Genomic DNA, 18,386 nt, shown 5'->3' with positions numbered 1-18,386 from the left:
AAGGCCTATCTGAAATTAGACAGACGCCTTCTTGGCCTGAACCGTCGGTACTATAGGAAGGATTGAACTCTGGTAAAAGAGAATCGGGGCCATAAACAGGCCCCGTAGAAACGGAAGTTTGTTTACTTAGCGGTATATCCTTGAGCGGGTAAAACTCGATCATCCATCCATGCCTTACCCTCTCGCATTGCGAGGCGGCCGTTAACAAACCAGCTTACGACCAACGGATAAATCCGATGCTCTTCAACCTGAACCCGGCCAATAATATCGGCTTCAGTATCGCTAGCTGAGAGGGGGATTTTTGCCTGCAGGATAATTGGTCCACCGTCCAGCTCTTCGGTAACAAAGTGGACCGTAGTTCCATGCTCTTGATCGCCATTGGCTAACGCCTGGCTGTGCGTATGGAGTCCTGGGTATTTAGGCAACAGGGAAGGGTGGATATTCAGTAGCTTGCCGCTATATCGGTTGACGAATGCCGGACTAAGAATGCGCATATAGCCAGCCAATACAATCAGATCCGGCTGATAGTGGTCAATTCGGTCGGCTAGCGCAATATCGTAAGCGGTACGATCGGCAAAACCTTTGGGTTCTGCCACTTCAGTCGCAATGCCAGCCTGTTGCGCACGGGTTAAACCGTACGCGTCAGATACATTGCTAAATACAGCGCGAATAGTGCCGTTAATTGCTCCGCTTTGGCAGGCGTCAATAATTGCCTGAAGATTGGAGCCGCTACCGGAAATCAGCACAACAATATTTTTCATTAGCGGATAACCACCTGCTCATCAGAAGACGATGCGCTAATTTTGCCGATTTTCCATGCCACTTCTCCGGTGGCGTTTAGCTGAGCAATCGCGTTGTCGGCATTTTCTGCCGGCAGTGCGATAATCATGCCTACGCCACAGTTAAAGGTACGATACATTTCATAGCGGCTAACGTTACCTGCCTGCTGCAGCCAGTTAAAGACGTCCGGCCATTGCCAACTGGATTCATCAATGTCAGCCTGAGTACCCTGAGGTAGTACGCGCGGGATATTTTCCCAGAAGCCACCGCCGGTAATATGAGCAATGGCATGTACTTCGATGTTCTCAAGCAACTGTAAGATAGATTTCACGTAGATCTTCGTGGGGGCCAACAGGTGGTCGGCTAATGGCTTACCGGCCAGTTGGGTGGTCAGCGGATCGGTTTTGCTGACTTCCAGAATTTTGCGTACTAATGAATAACCGTTGGAGTGCGGGCCGCTGGCGGCAAGGGCGATCAGCACATCACCTTCACCGACTTTACTGCCGTCGATAATTTCTGATTTTTCTACCACGCCGACGCAGAAACCGGCTACGTCATAATCATCACCGTGATACATTCCCGGCATTTCAGCCGTTTCGCCACCAACCAGTGCGCAGCCTGACTGTTTACAACCTTCAGCAATACCGGTAATTACGCTGGCGGCAGTATCTACATCCAGCTTTCCGGTTGCGTAATAATCTAAAAAGAACAGCGGCTCAGCGCCCTGAACGATCAGGTCGTTGACGCACATCGCCACCAAATCGATACCGATAGTATCGTGGCGTTTTAAATCCATGGCTAAACGTAGCTTAGTTCCTACACCGTCGGTACCGGAGACTAAAATAGGCTCGCGATATTTTTGTGGCAGGGCGCAGAGTGCTCCAAATCCACCGAGTCCACCCATAACTTCCGGACGGCGGGTTTGCTTTACAACACCTTTGATTCGATCGACTAAAGCATTACCGGCATCAATGTCAACGCCAGCGTCTTTGTAGCTTAGAGAGGTTTTATCGGTCACTGCGGGTTCCCCGTGGGTAGGTGATTTTAGCCAGAAACGCGCTAATTCTATCAGTCATAGCAAACGTTTGCCTAGGGTTATTTATTTACAAAAACGTTATTCACAAAAACTAAAGCGCATAGATTAATCGCCGGCATATCAGCCGAATAGTTTCGGGCGACAAAGGGGTTATTGGATATTTTCAATTACGGCGTAGGCCCCTTTAACAACCTTAGCCATACGATCATAATCTAACTGGTCCCAAGTATCCCCGTTGTATTTATGATAGTTGTGATTACGGTAAAAGGATGTGTCAGTGATCATGACAGCCGGAATATCAAAATTCCAATAGTGATAGTGATCTGAGTAATCAATGCCTTGAACGATGGCCGGACCATTGAGGGAATAGACTTGAAGATCGCTGGCACCCATCATCAAGCTTTTAACCTGAGCGGTTATTTGGCGATTATCCATATTGCTGACAACGGAAATAAAATCACCTTTGTCGCTGTATAAACGTTTCATCATATTAAGAGGGAAGCTCTGAGAGTCGGGTTCATCGCTGAAATAGCCGATCATCTCCAGCGACATCATTAGCTTTACCGCTTGGCCTGACTCGGCTAATTTGCCTGCATGGTAAGCGCTCCCCATACTATCAGTGCCGAAAAACGGCGGCTCTTCAAGACTATAGGCCACCAGTTCGACCGGGCGGGTTGGCGGGTTCTGTTTTAATAATCGAGCCAGTTCCAATATGCCTGCAACGCCGCTGGCATTATCGTCTGCCCCCTGAGTCAGGCCGTAAGAATCGTAATGAGCGCCAACAACGATTAACTCCCCCTCTTCAGGGCCAAAACGGGCGATGATATTGCGGTAATAATTGTCTCTGACCAGAAACGGTTGTTCTGTGACTCTGGTCGAATAGGATTCAAACTGATGTTTAATATAGTCAGCGGTGTTATTCAGGTTATCTAAATGGGTGTAATCCCGTGGGTGGTAGGTCTCAGATAATTGTTTAACGTGTGCCATGAGTTGCTGTGCGGAGACTTCTGGGGGAGTGCTAGGTATGGCTTCAACGGAAGACTGGGTAAATAGACTACAGGACGTTATGACGACCGTTGTGGCCATTAATCCGGCACCGACGATACAGCGAAGAATATTTCTTATTTTAATCATCATTGGCATATACCAACCTCCTTATGGCACTACATTCCATTATCCGTTCTGATTTATCACCTTAGGGTATGCATGAATGTAATTCAATTCGCATCATAAGATGATAGGCGAATAAAACGCCTTAGCTAACATTATTCGAATGATCTATAGCCTATTATGATCTTAATCATGCATTTCTTTGCCACGCTACCCTCAATATCAGGTATAATTTGCCGATTTTTTTGAGAACAGTGCGCCATTTTGCGATATGGGGAGAATAAATAAATGAAGATAGTTGTAGTTAAACACCCGCTGGTTAAGCATAAGATTGGCCTGATGCGCGAAGAGGATATCAGCACTAAACGTTTCCGTGAATTAGCCTCTGAAGTGGGTAGTTTGCTGACTTATGAAGCAACGGCCGATTTAGAAACTGAAAGAGTGACCATCAACGGCTGGAACGGCCCGGTCGAAATTGACCAGATTAAAGGTAAGAAAATTACGGTTGTTCCTATCCTGCGTGCAGGCTTAGGCATGATGGAAGGCGTTTTGGAACATGTTCCAAGTGCCCGTATCAGCGTAGTAGGTATCTATCGTGATGAAGAAACCCTACAGCCTGTGCCATACTTCCAAAAGTTAGTTTCCAATATCGAAGAGCGTATGGCGCTGGTGGTTGACCCAATGTTGGCAACCGGTGGCTCAATGATTGCGACCATAGATTTACTGAAAAAAGCCGGCTGTCATTCAATTAAAGTGCTGGTACTGGTTGCCGCACCTGAAGGCGTTGCTGCATTAGAAAAAGCCCATCCGGACGTTGAGTTATATACTGCTTCTATCGACGAAGGGCTGAACGATAAAGGCTATATTATCCCCGGGCTGGGCGACGCCGGTGATAAGATTTTTGGGACTAAATAATCCTTAAGATTATCGACCTATATCCGGATAGTTAACGATAAAACTTAAATTATCCGGATGTTAAACAGGGACGTTATAACCCGATACTATTGTTGGTGACGTTATGGCTGTGTTCATTAGTCACCATCGATAAATGCACAGTCTGGCCGTTATGACTGGTCGTTACAAAAATAGGTGTTCCGTATGTCACGTTACCATTATTTTTTAGCTGCGGTATTTTCTCTGTCTATGTCTGCTCCGGTCTGGAGTAGTGAAGCACCGGTAAGTAATGCTAATAGCAATGCCAATAGCCGTGAAGTAGCCAGCGCGCTTGGCGGCATCCAAAATAAAACGTTTTCTCTTTCTGAAGCGCCAGTATTAAAGGTGGCCTCTTTCAATATGGCTGCCGGTAAAGTCAGCAATATGACCGAGATTGCCAAAGCAATTAAAGCGATGAATGTCGATATCGTTGCTTTGCAAGAGGTTGATAAACTGACTGCCCGCAGCGGCAAAGTCGATCAGTTAGCTGAGTTGATGAAGCTAACCGGTATGTACGGTGCTTTTGGCCGGGCAATTGATTTTGACGGCGGTGAGTATGGCGTTGCTTTTTTATCTAAGCATCCGATTAAAGATCCGGTGATTTATCCGCTGCCTTCTGGCCAGCGTGAACAGCGCATTGCTTTTACCGCTAAAGTAGACGTTCCGGGTTTTGCCGCACCAATTACAGTGATTAACGCCCACTTAGATACTAAAGAAGACCCGACAATGCGCCTGGAGCAAGTCAGGGAGCTTAACGATCGTACCATCGAAATTCGCGGCATTAAGCTGCTGTTTGGTGATATGAACGACGTGCCTAAGAGTGTGACCTGGCAAGAGCTGACCCGTTACTGGAATGATATCCAGCCGGAGAATAAAGACGGCCGCAGTTGGCCTGCTGAAAACGCCGAGATAAAAGTAGACTATATTTTTACCGGTAATGCTCAACGCTGGCACTTGGATAATCTGACCATCCCGAATACCACGGGTGAATGGCAAGGCATCAACTGGCCTGCCGTCAGCGATCATCTCCCCTTAGTGGCTGAGCTAAGGATGATTGAACAATAGAATATAAAATGGGCGACTGGATCGTCCATTTTTATGACCGTTGGTTAGTAAATTTTTCAGCTAACCAACCAATTAGCAGCAGTAACAAGATAAATATAATAAGTACGTTGTAGTAGGCAAGGCGTTCCGGAGCGGGTTATCTCAAGCCGGATAAGACACTATCATCACTCAAAACTAGAGGTTTATTCTATGCAACAGCCGTCAATGACCGGCGCGCAGCCCCCTGCCTGGCAAAATATTCTGGTAGGTGCACAGATGTTGTTTGTCGCATTTGGTGCGTTAGTACTGGTACCGCTGATCACTGGATTAGATACAAACGTGGCACTGTTTACCGCCGGTTTCGGAACGCTACTGTTCCAGCTGTGTACTAAAGGTAAAGTGCCGGTCTTTTTAGCCTCTTCTTTCGCGTTTATCGTTCCGATTCATTATGGGGTTCAGACTTGGGGAATTCCGGCCACAATGGGCGGTCTGCTGGCTGCCGGTGTGATGTATATGATTTTCGGCGGGCTGATTAAGCTGCGTGGTTCAAGAGTTATTGAAGTGTTACTGCCGCCGGTGGTTACCGGACCGATGATTGCTATCATCGGCCTGACGCTGGCCCCGGCCGCAGTGAATATGGCGTTGGGTAAAAGCGGGGATGGCGGTTCTGTTATTGTAGATAACTACAGTACAGCGCTGTTTATTTCCATGTTATCTCTGCTAACGACGTTATTGGTTGCGGTATGGGCCAAAGGGATATTCCGCCTGATTCCGATTCTGTCTGGTATCGTGGTGGGCTACCTGACTGCGCTGGGGATGGGATTAGTTAATTTCCAGCCGGTGCTCGATGCGCCTTGGTTTGCCGTACCTAATTTTACTACCCCTGAGTTTCACTGGCAGGCCATTCTGTTTATGTTGCCGGTAGTTATCGCCCCGACCATTGAGCACGTTGGCGATATTATGGCAATCAGTTCAGTAACCGGTAAAGATTATGCCAAAGACCCTGGTTTGCACCGTACGCTGGGCGGCGACGGGCTGGCGACCTCGGCTGCGGCGATGCTGGGTGGACCGCCTTGTATTACCTATGCTGAAGTTATTGGTGCGGTAACCCTGACGCGTAACTTTAACCCGATGGTGATGACCTTTGCCGCCTGCTGGGCTGTCTTTATGTCCTTCATTGGTAAAATTGGTGCTTTCCTGAATACCATTCCTTCCGTGGTGATGGGCGGTATTATGGTGCTGCTATTTGGTTCGATTGCTGCGGTTGGTATCAATATTCTGGTTAAGAATAAGGTTGACCTGTCGGTTGCGCGTAACCTGTGCATCGTATCTATCGTTTTGGTTTTTGGTATCGGCGGAATGGTATTTAACTTCGGTGAATACTCTCTGCAAGGTATCAGCCTGTGTGGTGTCATTGCCATCGTACTGAATCTGATTCTGCCAAAAGCTCCGCCACATGAGCCAAGCAGTTCAGCACATTGATCCCTTAACCGGCAGCACAGTGTGTTGCCGGTTCTCCGAAGGATCCCTCTGTGATAAACTGATCCGGTTTTCCGATCTTTTAGGTTTGAGGTGTTTCTGAATACATCGACGCAGCTATCATTTCCTCTTTATCTTTCTGATGATGAGACTTTTGCCAGCTTTTATCCCGGCGAAAATGCGTCGTTGCTTGCGGCTGTTCATTCGGCTCTGGAGCAGGAACACAGTACCTATATCTATTTTTGGTCCGGCGATGCCGGAGGCCGAAGCCATCTGTTACATGCAGCCTGTGCTGAGTTATCGCAAAAGGGAATGGCCGTGGGCTATGTTCCTTTAGATAAGCGCGCCTATTTTGTGCCGGAAGTATTAGATGGAATGGAACAGCTGGCCCTGGTGTGTATCGATAATATCGAATGCATTGCCGGTGATGAAGAGTGGGAAATGGCGATTTTCAACCTGTATAACCGCATTTTGGAAACCGGATTTACCCGGCTATTTATCAGCGGCGATCGTCCGCCTCGTCAGATTGATCTGTCACTACCGGATCTGGCTTCCCGCCTTGACTGGGGGCAGATTTATAAGCTTCAGCCACTGTCAGATGACGATAAGCTTCAGGCGTTGATTCTGCGGGCTAAGCTGCGTGGTTTTGAGCTTCCTGAGGACGTAGGGCGTTTTTTACTTAAACGTTTAGATCGGGATATGCGTACGCTGTTTGCTACGCTGGATCATCTGGACAGCGCCTCAATTACCGCTCAGCGTAAGCTGACGATCCCGTTTGTGAAAGAGGCTTTGGCGCTTTAATTTCAGACTCAATATTGACCTTTCCGTTTATCTTCCTGTTTATCTTTTTAGGCCACTCATATTCTGTTCGTTAAGGTTGATAGCGCTGGTAATCAACGTCAGCCATACCCATCGAGCGATAGCTGATATTCATTATCAGGTTATCTTCAACCGATACGATAGTATAGGGATGATTGCCGTTAGCTTTTCTCATTTTTTTATATAACGGCTTGTAATAATTAGACGTTTGCCCTCGGGGATCATATTTCAGCCTCAAAAAGAATACCGGGTAGCTTTTATCATTACACAGTTTAATCTGCAGAATTTCACTGCTCGGGTTGGTCAGCACTTTTCGCGTCGGATGTTGCCAGTTTTGCATATCGACATCCTGGCAGTTGTGAGCAATTTGAGTAAACAGGCGGGTTTGTTCTAATTTAGGAAGAGGGTCATTAGCCTGCACCGGTAACGCTGTGCTCAGGCTAACCAGCAACAATGAGCTCCATAAGAGCGGAGCAACATGCTTGTAATTCATTCTGTATATCCTTATTTATTTTATATCCGTCATACTTCAAGTTGCATTTTTGTTAGTCACGTTGGTTCACCCGAATCACTTACTTGAGTAGGCTCATCGGGACTGACTCTCTTGCTGTCGCAATGCAACTCGAATTATTTTAGATATATCCTGCTTGATATAAATCCATTTTATATCAATCTAATAGCCCTTATTAGGTCTCTGGTTTATACCCAACGTATAGCAAATGTTACCACTATTTCATTGCCTTCGGCCAGTATCGATTCGGTTGGCGTTGTGCCGGCAGGTTAATGCCGGCACCCAAGATACTTAAAGAATTTCAAGTACCTGCTCAGGCGGGCGGCCTAAACGGGCCTGATGACCAACGATAACGATCGGGCGTTCTATCAGCTTTGGATTGCTGACCATTGCCGCGATAAGCTGCTCTTCGGATGCATCAGCCAGATTTAACTGTTTGTAGAGATCTTCTTTTGTACGCATAAGCTGGCGAGCAGAATCAAAGCCAAGCTGTTTTAGCAGCGTTTTAATTGCCGCGTGATCCGGTGGCGTTTCCAGATAAAGCACAACCTGTGGCTGAATGCCCTGAGCTTCAACCAGGGCCAGGGTTTCCCGGCTTTTAGAACAGCGAGGATTATGATAAATGGTGACACTCTTGGTCATGTAAGGCACTCCTGCTTAAGACTTGTCAAATTGTTTGAATCGTTGTTGTAGTTGGCGTAGTTGATCGATTCTGGCGTCGTAGCGGGCCTGTTCTAAACTGCCTACTTTGGAGGCTGAGCTGGCGGCTGCCAGCATGCTGATAGATTGATCTAACCGCCCAACTAACGCCATGCTTTCAGCCCGGGCTGATAGCTCTTCCGCCCGTTTGCCTTGGTCCGCTGAGGCTTTGGTTAACAGGTCCCAGCCGTTTGGATCTTCAGGGTTTGCGTAGGTATAGCGATACAGCAGTTTAGCAGCCTGTGCCGGCTGGCGACCTTCAAGATAGGCATTGGCCAAATTTAACTGCAACACCGGATTAGATGGCTGACTCTTAATCGCCTGCTCGAGGCGCTTGATGGCTTCAGGAGCTCGGTTTTGTTCAAGATCGATATCGGTGATTAAATCCAAAAACCACGGATTATTGGGCTGCTGGGCTAAGATTGGTTGTATTAACGAGCGAGCCTGATCGTACTGCTTGGCTTTATAGCTGATGATAGCCCGACCATAGCGCGCTGCCAGCTGTTCGCGGGCGCTGCCCTGAGCGTAGCTGTCCAGCATATGGGTATCCAAGCCACCAAGGCCGCCATACATACCAAGTACCCGGAACTTAGCAAATAAATAATCTTGCGAAGAAGGGATATCTTTATGGCCCATTTGGTTAGCCCGGCCGCGGGTGTCAGACATCCGGCTATCGGGCATTGGGTGGGTCAGTAACATTTCTGGCGGTTTACTGGCGTAACGATATTTATCGGCCAGTTTCTGCATAAAGTCAGGCATACCCATAGGGTCAAAGCCTGAACGTTGAAGGACTTTAATACCGATACGGTCGGCTTCTTGCTCATTAGCCTGAGTAAAGCTAATCATTCCTTGCTGAGTACCGGCCAGCGTGGTGCTTAGCGCCGCCATACCCGCCTGAGGGTTAGCCATAGCGATAAGAATAGAACCTAAGGCTCCCACCCAAGTCAGCGGCGCATTACGCTGCTGCTCTTCCATCGCTCTGGCTAAGTGGCGCTGAGTCACGTGAGATATTTCATGGGCCATAACCGAAGCTAACTGGCTTTCGTTGTCAGTTTCACGCAGCAGCGATGAATGCAGTACTACGTTTCCGCCGAAGAAGGCGAAGGCGTTTATTTCGTCATTTTGAATCAGATAGAAATGGAAGGGGGTACGCACGGTATCGGCATTAGAAACCAGTTTCTGCCCCAGTCCGTTAATATAAGACATCAACAGTGGGTCATAGATCAACGGGGCGCCGGCGCGTAACTGACGCACATAAAAGTCACCCATCAACAGTTCCTGATTGATGGTTAAAGTCCCTCCGGCCGTGGTGCCGATATCGGGTAAATCTGTTGTTGTATCAGCGGTAACCACAGGGATTGCCATAGGAAATAGTAACGTGCTGCCCAAAAGGGTAACGAGCAAAGATTTACGTAGGCTGGTGGACATAGTGGTATAGGTTCCAGAAGTTAGTATTTAACTTTTACACCTTCCGTATGAAGTTGATTTCCATAATACGGTTTTTTACAGCAACAGCGGATCGCTCATGGAGATGATTCACCGTTAGCTTTGGTGTAACTATTTGATGTAAATGTGCTATTTTATAAAATCTTTATTCCAGACTAAATCATGTTATGACCTGAAATGTTATCGTTACAGGGCATGTTTATTGCTATTATAGCGAGTGTTCTGATTTACAACCGTCCTGAGCTGAAGATTAACAATAAATTATTATTGTTATGTTGTATATGTATCGGATTATCAACGGATGGTTTTCCTGATGAGTCCGGTTTAACACACTTTAAACATAGACAATAATTATTAGGTTTTGTCCCGTTTATTTTGCTCTTCCTATAGGTTTTTTCTGAATCTATATGAAGCGCTGAATAGAGATTCTGTTGCTTAGCTGATTGATTCCGGAGGTTGTATATGCTGGATATGTTGTTACGTTGGTATCGCCGACGTTTCACCGATCCCCAGGCTGTTGCTCTACTGATTATTTTAGTGGTTGGCTTTGGTGTTATCTATTTTTTCCATAATATTCTGGCACCGCTATTGGTCGCGCTGGTGCTGGCTTACTTGCTTGAGTGGCCGACATCTAAGCTACAAAGTACGGGGTTATCCCGCGGGCTGGCCGTTGGTGGCGTTCTGATTATGTTCGGGGGCATTACGGCGCTGGCGGCATTAGTCGTTATGCCGGCGGCATGGCAGCAGGGGGTTAATTTATTAACCGACTTGCCCAAAATGCTCAATCAGTTTCACGATTTTGCTGCAACGCTCCCGGCTCGCTATCCGGCCTTAATGGATGCGGGTATTGTCGACCTGATGGCTGAAAACTTGCGTACCCGAATGATGGGCTTTGCCGAGTCAGTGGTTAAATATTCAATGGCGTCGCTGGTAGGGTTATTTACGCTGGCCATTTATCTGATTTTAGTCCCATTGATGGTGTTCTTTTTACTCAAAGACAAGAAGCAGATGATTTATGCCTTCCATCGCATCCTGCCGCGTAACCGCGGTCTTGCCGGTAAGGTGTGGATCGAGATGAATCAGCAAATCACTAACTATATCCGTGGCAAAGTGGTTGAGATTGTCATCGTTGGTGTCGCAACCTATCTGGTTTTTTGGGCGATGGATCTGCGTTATTCCTTACTGCTGGCGGTTTTAGTGGGTATTTCGGTTGTTATACCTTACATCGGCGCAGTCATTGTGACGATCCCGGTGTTTATCGTTGCTCTGTTTCAGTGGGGTGTCGGACCTGACTTCTGGACGCTGTTTATGGCCTATCTGGTGGTTCAGGGGCTGGACAGCAATATATTAGTGCCGTTCCTGTTCTCAGAGGCGGTTAATCTTCATCCTCTGGTGATCATTTTATCGGTGGTCATTTTTGGCGGATTATGGGGTTTTTGGGGGGTGTTCTTTGCTATCCCGCTGGCAACCTTAGTTAAGGCGGTTATTCATGTCTGGCCTGATGATTTGATCGCCGAAAATTTAGATTAAAGAAGATATCAAAGCCATAACATGGTGAGCTAAAAAGAGGGGCTATCCGTTGAGATAGCCCCTCTTTTATTATAAATGGGGAGTTAGTTTTTGCCGTTTAAATAATCTAAAACGATTTCGTGGTGGTTATTGGTTTTGAAGTCATCGAAGACTTTCTCAACTTTACCGTCAGTACCAATTAAGAAACTAATGCGGTGAATGCCGTCATAGGTTTTCCCCATAAAGGTTTTTTCACCCCAAACGCCGAACAGCTCACAGACTTTATGTTCTTCATCAGACAATAACGTAAAGTTCAGCAGGTCGCGTTCAACGAAACGGGATAGTTTCTCTGGTTTATCAGTACTTACGCCCAAAACTTCGACGCCCAGCTTTTTAAGCTCGTCCATATTATCCCGTAATCCACAGGCTTGTACGGTACAGCCCGGGGTCATTGCTTTAGGATAAAAATAGACAAGAACTCTCTGCCCTTGAAAGTCAGTGAGACTAATATCTTCACCATCTTGATCCGGGAGTGTAAATTCTGGGGCGGTATCACCGGCTTTTAATGGATTTATCACTAGTTTCCGTCCTTTTCTTCATGCTGTGGATTGATAACGATAGTAATACTGCCTTGTGCATTGAGTTCTGTACAGAGGCAATGAAAATCTTGTTCAACAATCTTTTGTGAGCCCGTAAGCGCACTGTGTAATGTCATCTCAATATAGAGTGTCGGATCTTTAGTTATTTCGCAAATACTGGTTTTTGACGTTAGCTCAGCAATGCTGGTTTCTTCTGCATCAAATAAGTTAGTAAAGCGTTCAATTAAGTGAGGTGAATCTTTTACCTCTACTTTGACCCACATCGTAACTGGCATAGGAGGGCGTTCGTGTTGAGTTGTGCGCTTCATCACAATAAGAAGATCTAACTCCACACCCTTCTGCGGCAGCGTTGATTCTAATAGCATCATCGCGCTCCAGCCACCGGACAGCAACATAATAAAAGTAAATTCTTCACCTAACAGCGCCAGACGGCTATCCTCAATATTACAGCCGCAGCTACTAACATGTCGGGTAATAGTATTAACAATACCAGGACGGTCAGTACCCAATGCGGTAATGACAAGGTAATATTCAGATTGCTGGGGCACGTTATACTTCCTGCCTAAAAAAGGTGATACATATGGTAAACATAAAAAAATCACCCAGACAAGCAGTTAGAGTGATGTTGTTGCTTGCTTTTCTCTATTGGTCAAAAGTACCATGGTTAACATATCTATAAAGGGGAATGGCTTATGTTTACGGGTAGTATGGTTGCGCTGGTTACGCCGATGGATGCAAATGGTACTGTCGATCGCGCCAGTTTAAAAAAACTGATTGATTATCATGTGGCTAGCGGCACCGCCGCAATAGTTTCCGTAGGTACTACCGGAGAGTCAGCCACCTTAAATCACAATGAACACGTGGATGTTGTAAAGTTAACGCTGGATTTAGCGGATGGACGGATTCCGATTATTGCCGGGACCGGTGCGAATGCGACGGCTGAAGCTATTTTACTGACTCAACATTTTAATGATACTGGCGTAGTTGGCTGTTTGTCAGTTACACCGTATTATAATAAGCCAATGCAGGAAGGGCTTTATCAGCACTTTAAAGCAATTGCTGAACATACTGATTTACCACAAATTTTATATAATGTACCGGGCCGCACAGGTTGCGATATGTTACCTGAAACCGTAGCGCGGCTGGCTAAAGTTCCTAATATCGTGGCATTAAAAGATGCAACGGGTAATTTAAGCCGTGTTAGTCAGACTCAGGCGCTGGTTGGTAACGACTTTAAATTACTCAGCGGCGACGATGCGACTTCATTAGAATTTATGCAATTAGGCGGTCACGGTGTTATTTCCGTTACGGCAAATATTGCAGCCAAAGAAATTGCTCAACTATGTGAATTAGCGGCTCAAGGAAACTTTACTGAGGCGCGTTGTCTTAATGAACGACTAATGCCGTTGCATTATAAACTGTTCGTTGAGTCAAACCCTATTCCGGTTAAATGGGCATGTCATCGTTTAGGCCTTATCGCCGGCGATACCATGCGATTACCTATGACACCGCTGGCAGAATCTGCCCGTCCGGTTGTTGAACAGGCGTTAAAGTCTGCGGGTTTGCTATAAATTTTAGGAAGATTTAATGGTTCATTCATTACAGAAAATAGTAGGTGTCTCACTGGTCATGCTTGTGGCTGCGTGTTCTAACGATCAGACATACAAACATCAGGTGAGTGGCAATGAAGACTATTTGAAAGCCCCTGAGCTAAAAGAGCTACATGCACCGACTGGGATGATCTTACCGCTTCAGAATGGTGAATATGCTTTAAGAAACGTCGCAGTAAAAGAGGGTAAAGTAGGCTTGGCATTGGATATTCGTCCTCCTGCTCAACCTCTGGCCTTAATGACGGGTTCACGAGTGCAATATAGTAATAACGTTGCCTCTCTGGCATTAGAAAATAACGCTCAAAATCAGGCGCTGTGGTCACAAGTGATTGCGGCTATGGGGCAGAAGAACTATAAGATTGCCGACCGTCAGGATGCTAACCAGACGCTGACAACCGACTGGATTAACTGGACTCGTGAAGATGAAAATGCGCCGCATCAGGCTCGTTATCAAATCAGCGTTCAATCACAGGGTTATCAAAACGTCCTTATGGTCAAAGTGCTGGAGCTGAAAACGGGCGACCAAAGTATTAATGACCCGGCCAGCATTCAACGCTATAGCATCAGCATGCTGAACAGTATTATTGAATCTTTAGATAAAACTCAGCGCGATCTGGACGCCAGCCGTTTAGCTCAAACCACAGGCAGCATTATTCTGCAGGGTGGACGTGATGATACCGGTCTTCCGGTGGTGATTGTCCGCGCGCCTTACAACGTGGTTTGGGAACGTTTACCGGACGTGCTAGAAAGCATTGGCATGAAGATTGACGATCGTAACCGTCCTCAGGGTTTGATCACCATGAGCTTTAAATCTTCCTCCAGCAACTGGTCTGCACTCAACGTGGCCGATCCTGAGCTGAAGAATGGCGATTACAAACTGCAAGTGGGCGACTTAGATAACCGCAGCAGCTTGCAATTTATCGATGCCAAAGGACAGGTTCTAAAAGAATCGGAAAATAACGCTCTGGTTGCAGTATTGCAGTCTGCGTTTAACCGGAGTATGACCAAATAATTAAAAGGGGCTTAAGGCCCCTTTATATTTTCTACTGTTATACCCGTGATGCTTCAAGCTGTAGGTGCGTAGGCGGTGTCCGTTCATTTGCCTCCTTCCTGCAATTCGGATTATTTCGGGTATAGGTAAGAATCCTTCAACTTGAAATCAACGGAGAAAACTGAAGATGCAAAAGTTAGCCGAACTTTATCGTGGTAAGGCAAAAACAGTTTATACAACCGAGAATCCGGACCTGCTAATTCTGGAATTCCGTAATGATACGTCGGCGCTTGATGGTCAACGCATTGAGCAATTTGATCGTAAGGGAATGGTCAACAATAAGTTTAACCATTTCATTATGACCAAGCTGGAAGAAGCCGGTATTCCAACGCAGATGGAACGCCTGCTGTCAGATACTGAAGTGCTGGTTAAAAAGTTAGATATGGTACCGGTTGAATGTGTTATCCGTAACCGCGCAGCAGGTTCATTAGTTCGTCGTTTAGGCATTGAAGAAGGGCTGGTATTAAATCCACCGTTATTCGATCTGTTTTTAAAGAATGACGAGATGCACGACCCGATGATTAACGAATCTTACTGCCACACCTTTGGTTGGGTCAGCGATGCTAATCTGGCTCGTATGAAAGAGCTGAGTTATAAAGCCAATCAGGTTCTGAGCAAATTATTTGATGACGCCGGACTGATTCTGGTGGATTTCAAGCTTGAGTTTGGCCTGTTTAAGGGCGAAGTGGTATTAGGCGATGAGTTTTCTCCGGACGGTAGCCGCCTGTGGGATAAAGCAACGCTAAACAAGATGGACAAAGACCGTTTCCGCCAGAGCTTAGGTGGCCTGATTGAAGCGTACGAAGAGGTTGCACACCGTCTTGGTATTAATTTGGACTAAATACGCAATCGATTACGTCGGGCTGGCTATAGAGATATAGCCAGTTTTGCTTTTCATGTTAGGCGGCGTTTTGGATATTGTTCCATTACTTGATCTAAATATTCTAACGTAGCCTTAAAATCATCAGGAGCAAGAGCAAACGAAATGATAAATGGTTCATATTGGTTTTCTTCATCCTGTGTGTCATACCCAGTATGAGAATCAATTTTGAAGTTGGGCTCTAATTCGTAAGCTAGTTCGATAGAGATATAAACCAAGCCATCTCTGTATCCGTTAAAACTAAAATTTATACAGGGTTCTGTGAACCAAACGTGAGAGGAATAGGGCAGAGTATTATTTGCTAATGCGCTAAACCAGTGATGAAGTTTCGGCAGGTCCATCGTTTCCAACGTCGGATCGATTTTTTCGAAAACTTGGTCGCTATAAATAACTTTGATCCGTAATAAACACCACTCATCGGCGATCTCAGGGAACTGATAGCCAACAATTTCGCATTCAAAGTGAATATTATCTCGATTGCTGATGAACTTAAGCACCGATACCCTCCTTTATTTTTATCTCTGGTTTGAGCTTAGATTCGTGGTTTACTCACGGTTTTTTCTATTCTAGTCCAATGTTGTAACAGCCAATAGGTAGATTAAATATTACGAGCAATGTGTAATTAAGCAGGATTTTTTTGCTTTGACTAATATACTTATATTCAAGCTATATAATTCAGTACCGGCCTGACTGTTTGGGCCGCAGATAATGAGAGATAAGATTATGCGTTGGCAAGGCCGTCGGGAAAGTGACAATGTTGAAGACCGCCGTAGTGATTCCAGTCGACCTTCCGGTGGGCTGGGCGGTGGTAATTTTCGGGTTCCGCGTGGAAAGGGCGGTATTCTGCTATTAGTCGTTGTCCTGGTTGCCGGATATTATGGCGTCGATTTAACACCGTTACTAACGGGAAATGACGGTGCTCCGACAACTCAGCAGAGCCAGCCCATTACACCTCAGGATAATGAGATGGCTAAGTTCACCTCCGTGGTCTTAGCTTCAACGGAAGATACGTGGGCCGGAATATTCAAGACTCAGGGTGGGACCTATCAGGATCCTAAGCTGGTGCTATACCGCGGTGCCACCCGAACCGGCTGTGGTACCGGGCAGTCGGTGATGGGGCCTTTCTATTGCCCGGCAGATAAAACCGTTTATATCGATCTTTCCTTCTATCAGGATATGGAAAATAAGCTAAAAGCCGGCGGTGATTTTGCTCAGGCCTATGTTATCGCCCATGAAGTCGGGCACCATGTGCAAAACTTACTGGGGATCAGCGATAAGGTTCGCGGGCTTCAACAGCAGGCCCGCAGTGAAGCTGAAGTCAACCGCCTGTCCGTTAAACAAGAACTGCAGGTTGACTGCTTTGCCGGCGTTTGGGGTAACAGCATGAAGAATCAGCAGGTGCTTGAGCTGGGCGATATGGAAGAGGCGCTTAACGCCGCTGAAGCCATCGGTGATGACCGCTTACAGAAGCAAAGTACCGGTCGGGTTATTCCCGATAGCTTTACCCACGGAACGTCACAGCAGCGCTATACCTGGTTTAAACGCGGGTTTGATAGCGGCGACTTTAAGCAATGCAATACATTTGCGACGGATAAATTATAATCTCAAGTAATTTGGAGTATGCTTTGTGCCGGGTGATTAACCCGGCGCAATAATTCCATACACAACCTTGAGATAGCTGCCATGCCAAATATTGATCCTACGCTAATTGTTTTGTTGGTCTTAGCGGGGCTGGGTATTCTTAGTCATAACAATACGGTGACTATTGCCATTCTGGTTCTATTAATCCTTCGCCTTACCCCTCTTGAAGCCGCTTTTCCGGCAGTTCAAAAGTATGGCCTGACCATCGGGATTACTATTCTGACTATTGCCGTTATGGCTCCGTTAGCTAACGGGAAAATGACACCGGCGATGTTGATGCAGGTTTTTGTTAACTGGAAGTCTCTGACGGCAATTATTATTGGTATCGCTGTCGCATGGCTGGGCGGACGAGGCGTAACCCTTATGGCCAGCCAGCCAAGCATCGTTGCCGGGCTATTAGTGGGCACCATTATCGGTGTGGCCTTCTTTAAAGGCGTACCGGTTGGCCCGTTAATTGCGGCAGGTATGGTATCGCTGATTATTGGTAAGACCTGATATTCTTGCTTCAGCCGCGTTCTGTTTGTATTTGATTTATGTTACTACCCTAATCGCTCACCCTCCGGTGAGTTCGATGGGAACTTTTATACAGCCGAAGTGATTCGTTTTCTGGCGGTCAATTAGCTGATTTATCAAACCCAGCCTAAATAGAGTCATTAAAACGAGGTTACTTTATTGCCCTGATGCTGACACATATTATGAAAAATAATGGGTATAGTAACGAATAAACTCGTCAATTATTGCTGCCCGACTTCGGGTATATTCATCTTCTGCACCATCATTTTCCAGACTGCTTAACCACTGTGAATCAATCATCGTACCAACATCCATATTAATTGATTTTTTAGCCATTGTGATAAGAGCTAAATCCTCTTTATGACCGATACAGAAGAGGTAGCCGCATAGAAAACGTAAGTACTCGCTGCTACCCGACTGATAGTCGTCAATTTCGTTTTTCAAATGCATTTTAACTTCAGCGCGATGTTCTTCCTTAAATTGAAATTGGTACTTTTCAACCAGAAGCTTGGCCCTTAATTCATTATTGTCGAATTGGTAATCCATTAGAATTTCCTTGATTGCATGCGATTTACTGCGTTATGCCGCCGATTATCATCCGAGCGATTAGCATTGTATTGTGAAGTATTAAGCTGGGATAGCGTATTGTTCGCACCAGTTATTACGTAATCAATCATTGTTAGCTGGATTTGATAGCTTCATTTGCACCATAACAAATGCTTTGCT

20 protein-coding genes are annotated in these 18,386 nt (G+C 46.1%); 10 read left to right on the top strand and 10 right to left on the bottom strand.

What is annotated here, in order from left to right; genetic code table 11:
* Positions 1-122: 122 nt before the first annotated feature.
* The 3 genes from purN to YWE_RS0124440 all read right to left on the bottom strand — a co-directional run bounded on the left by purN (position 123) and on the right by YWE_RS0124440 (position 2,902).
* Positions 123-761, bottom strand: a complete 639-nt coding sequence (gene purN, locus YWE_RS0124450; RefSeq protein WP_029096803.1) for a phosphoribosylglycinamide formyltransferase — start codon at positions 759-761, stop codon at positions 123-125.
* Complete coding sequence (purM, locus tag YWE_RS0124445) at positions 761-1,798, bottom strand: phosphoribosylformylglycinamidine cyclo-ligase (protein ID WP_029096802.1); 1,038 nt, start codon at positions 1,796-1,798, stop codon at positions 761-763. Before purM ends, purN begins: the two co-directional genes overlap by 1 nt.
* Positions 1,799-1,966: 168 nt before the next feature.
* The gene (locus YWE_RS0124440) at positions 1,967-2,902 is read right to left on the bottom strand and encodes a M28 family peptidase (RefSeq protein WP_029096801.1); all 936 of its coding nucleotides are present in this window, start codon (positions 2,900-2,902) and stop codon (positions 1,967-1,969) included.
* Positions 2,903-3,214: 312 nt separating this feature from the next.
* On the opposite strand from YWE_RS0124440, the gene upp reads away from it, so the two are divergent.
* The 4 genes from upp (at position 3,215) to hda (ending at position 7,183) form a co-directional block, all read left to right on the top strand.
* Positions 3,215-3,841, top strand: a complete 627-nt coding sequence (gene upp, locus YWE_RS0124435; RefSeq protein ID WP_029096800.1) for a uracil phosphoribosyltransferase — start codon at positions 3,215-3,217, stop codon at positions 3,839-3,841.
* A gap of 183 nt (positions 3,842-4,024) precedes the next feature.
* The gene (locus YWE_RS0124430) at positions 4,025-4,924 is read left to right on the top strand and encodes an endonuclease/exonuclease/phosphatase family protein (protein WP_029096799.1); all 900 of its coding nucleotides are present in this window, start codon (positions 4,025-4,027) and stop codon (positions 4,922-4,924) included.
* Between the two features lie 189 nt (positions 4,925-5,113).
* The gene (locus YWE_RS0124425; protein ID WP_084167198.1) at positions 5,114-6,385 is read left to right on the top strand and encodes a uracil-xanthine permease family protein; all 1,272 of its coding nucleotides are present in this window, start codon (positions 5,114-5,116) and stop codon (positions 6,383-6,385) included.
* 90 nt (positions 6,386-6,475) lie between these two features.
* Positions 6,476-7,183, top strand: coding sequence for a DnaA inactivator Hda (hda, locus tag YWE_RS0124420; protein WP_029096797.1), 708 nt, complete (start codon positions 6,476-6,478; stop codon positions 7,181-7,183).
* 70 nt (positions 7,184-7,253) lie between these two features.
* On the opposite strand, the gene YWE_RS0124415 is transcribed toward hda, so the two are convergent.
* The 3 genes from YWE_RS0124415 to bepA all read right to left on the bottom strand — a co-directional run bounded on the left by YWE_RS0124415 (position 7,254) and on the right by bepA (position 9,839).
* Positions 7,254-7,694, bottom strand: a complete 441-nt coding sequence (locus YWE_RS0124415) for a hypothetical protein (protein ID WP_036017072.1) — start codon at positions 7,692-7,694, stop codon at positions 7,254-7,256.
* Positions 7,695-8,003: 309 nt separating this feature from the next.
* Complete coding sequence (gene arsC, locus YWE_RS0124410) at positions 8,004-8,354, bottom strand: arsenate reductase (glutaredoxin) (RefSeq protein ID WP_029096795.1); 351 nt, start codon at positions 8,352-8,354, stop codon at positions 8,004-8,006.
* A gap of 15 nt (positions 8,355-8,369) precedes the next feature.
* Positions 8,370-9,839: a beta-barrel assembly-enhancing protease gene (gene bepA / locus YWE_RS0124405; protein ID WP_029096794.1), complete on the bottom strand. Its 1,470-nt coding sequence runs from the start codon at positions 9,837-9,839 to the stop codon at positions 8,370-8,372.
* A gap of 480 nt (positions 9,840-10,319) precedes the next feature.
* On the opposite strand from bepA, the gene YWE_RS0124400 reads away from it, so the two are divergent.
* Complete coding sequence (locus YWE_RS0124400; protein WP_029096793.1) at positions 10,320-11,387, top strand: AI-2E family transporter; 1,068 nt, start codon at positions 10,320-10,322, stop codon at positions 11,385-11,387.
* A gap of 83 nt (positions 11,388-11,470) precedes the next feature.
* Here YWE_RS0124400 and bcp read toward each other — a convergent pair whose 3' ends face one another.
* Entirely contained in the window at positions 11,471-11,941 is a 471-nt protein-coding gene (bcp, locus tag YWE_RS0124395; RefSeq protein WP_029096792.1) for a thioredoxin-dependent thiol peroxidase, read from the bottom strand.
* Between the two features lie 2 nt (positions 11,942-11,943).
* The gene (locus tag YWE_RS0124390) at positions 11,944-12,513 is read right to left on the bottom strand and encodes a glycine cleavage system transcriptional repressor (RefSeq protein WP_029096791.1); all 570 of its coding nucleotides are present in this window, start codon (positions 12,511-12,513) and stop codon (positions 11,944-11,946) included.
* A gap of 144 nt (positions 12,514-12,657) precedes the next feature.
* On the opposite strand from YWE_RS0124390, the gene dapA reads away from it, so the two are divergent.
* The 3 genes from dapA (at position 12,658) to purC (ending at position 15,467) form a co-directional block, all read left to right on the top strand.
* Positions 12,658-13,536 (top strand): 4-hydroxy-tetrahydrodipicolinate synthase, encoded by an 879-nt coding sequence (gene dapA, locus YWE_RS0124385; protein ID WP_029096790.1) that lies wholly within the window; start codon positions 12,658-12,660, stop codon positions 13,534-13,536.
* Positions 13,537-13,552: 16 nt separating this feature from the next.
* Positions 13,553-14,587, top strand: coding sequence for an outer membrane protein assembly factor BamC (gene bamC / locus YWE_RS0124380; RefSeq protein ID WP_029096789.1), 1,035 nt, complete (start codon positions 13,553-13,555; stop codon positions 14,585-14,587).
* A 166-nt stretch (positions 14,588-14,753) separates the two neighbouring features.
* On the top strand, positions 14,754-15,467 hold the full coding sequence (gene purC / locus YWE_RS0124375; RefSeq protein WP_029096788.1) for a phosphoribosylaminoimidazolesuccinocarboxamide synthase: 714 nt from the start codon (positions 14,754-14,756) through the stop codon (positions 15,465-15,467).
* Positions 15,468-15,520: 53 nt separating this feature from the next.
* Here the strand turns inward: purC and YWE_RS0124370 are convergent, their stop codons facing one another.
* The gene (locus YWE_RS0124370) at positions 15,521-16,003 is read right to left on the bottom strand and encodes a WapI family immunity protein (protein WP_029096787.1); all 483 of its coding nucleotides are present in this window, start codon (positions 16,001-16,003) and stop codon (positions 15,521-15,523) included.
* Positions 16,004-16,229: 226 nt separating this feature from the next.
* Here YWE_RS0124370 and ypfJ point away from each other — a divergent pair, with 226 nt between their 5' ends.
* Both ypfJ and YWE_RS0124360 read left to right on the top strand, forming a co-directional pair.
* Positions 16,230-17,108 (top strand): KPN_02809 family neutral zinc metallopeptidase, encoded by an 879-nt coding sequence (ypfJ, locus tag YWE_RS0124365; RefSeq protein WP_029096786.1) that lies wholly within the window; start codon positions 16,230-16,232, stop codon positions 17,106-17,108.
* Positions 17,109-17,189: 81 nt separating this feature from the next.
* Entirely contained in the window at positions 17,190-17,642 is a 453-nt protein-coding gene (locus YWE_RS0124360; protein ID WP_029096785.1) for a DUF441 domain-containing protein, read from the top strand.
* A 198-nt stretch (positions 17,643-17,840) separates the two neighbouring features.
* On the opposite strand, the gene YWE_RS0124355 is transcribed toward YWE_RS0124360, so the two are convergent.
* Positions 17,841-18,206 (bottom strand): hypothetical protein, encoded by a 366-nt coding sequence (locus tag YWE_RS0124355; RefSeq protein ID WP_036017071.1) that lies wholly within the window; start codon positions 18,204-18,206, stop codon positions 17,841-17,843.
* Positions 18,207-18,386 lie beyond the last annotated feature (180 nt).

Source organism: Budvicia aquatica DSM 5075 = ATCC 35567 (assembly GCF_000427805.1).
Taxonomy (GTDB): domain Bacteria; phylum Pseudomonadota; class Gammaproteobacteria; order Enterobacterales; family Enterobacteriaceae; genus Budvicia; species Budvicia aquatica.
This window is presented reverse-complemented; position numbering and strand designations above follow the sequence as displayed.

Excerpts from the sequence above, each read along its gene's own strand:
- upp (WP_029096800.1), top strand. The coding sequence starts at position 3,215 with ATGAAGATAGTTGTAGTTAAACACCCGCTGGTTAAGCATAAGATTGGC.
- purN (WP_029096803.1), bottom strand. The coding sequence starts at position 761 with ATGAAAAATATTGTTGTGCTGATTTCCGGTAGCGGCTCCAATCTTCAG.
- YWE_RS0124415 (WP_036017072.1), bottom strand. The coding sequence starts at position 7,694 with ATGAATTACAAGCATGTTGCTCCGCTCTTATGGAGCTCATTGTTGCTG.
- YWE_RS0124355 (WP_036017071.1), bottom strand. The coding sequence starts at position 18,206 with ATGGATTACCAATTCGACAATAATGAATTAAGGGCCAAGCTTCTGGTT.
- YWE_RS0124440 (WP_029096801.1), bottom strand. The coding sequence starts at position 2,902 with ATGGCCACAACGGTCGTCATAACGTCCTGTAGTCTATTTACCCAGTCT.
- purC (WP_029096788.1), top strand. The coding sequence starts at position 14,754 with ATGCAAAAGTTAGCCGAACTTTATCGTGGTAAGGCAAAAACAGTTTAT.
- dapA (WP_029096790.1), top strand. The coding sequence starts at position 12,658 with ATGTTTACGGGTAGTATGGTTGCGCTGGTTACGCCGATGGATGCAAAT.
- ypfJ (WP_029096786.1), top strand. The coding sequence starts at position 16,230 with ATGCGTTGGCAAGGCCGTCGGGAAAGTGACAATGTTGAAGACCGCCGT.
- arsC (WP_029096795.1), bottom strand. The coding sequence starts at position 8,354 with ATGACCAAGAGTGTCACCATTTATCATAATCCTCGCTGTTCTAAAAGC.
- YWE_RS0124400 (WP_029096793.1), top strand. The coding sequence starts at position 10,320 with ATGCTGGATATGTTGTTACGTTGGTATCGCCGACGTTTCACCGATCCC.
- YWE_RS0124425 (WP_084167198.1), top strand. The coding sequence starts at position 5,114 with ATGCAACAGCCGTCAATGACCGGCGCGCAGCCCCCTGCCTGGCAAAAT.
- YWE_RS0124360 (WP_029096785.1), top strand. The coding sequence starts at position 17,190 with ATGCCAAATATTGATCCTACGCTAATTGTTTTGTTGGTCTTAGCGGGG.
- bamC (WP_029096789.1), top strand. The coding sequence starts at position 13,553 with ATGGTTCATTCATTACAGAAAATAGTAGGTGTCTCACTGGTCATGCTT.
- bepA (WP_029096794.1), bottom strand. The coding sequence starts at position 9,839 with ATGTCCACCAGCCTACGTAAATCTTTGCTCGTTACCCTTTTGGGCAGC.
- YWE_RS0124430 (WP_029096799.1), top strand. The coding sequence starts at position 4,025 with ATGTCACGTTACCATTATTTTTTAGCTGCGGTATTTTCTCTGTCTATG.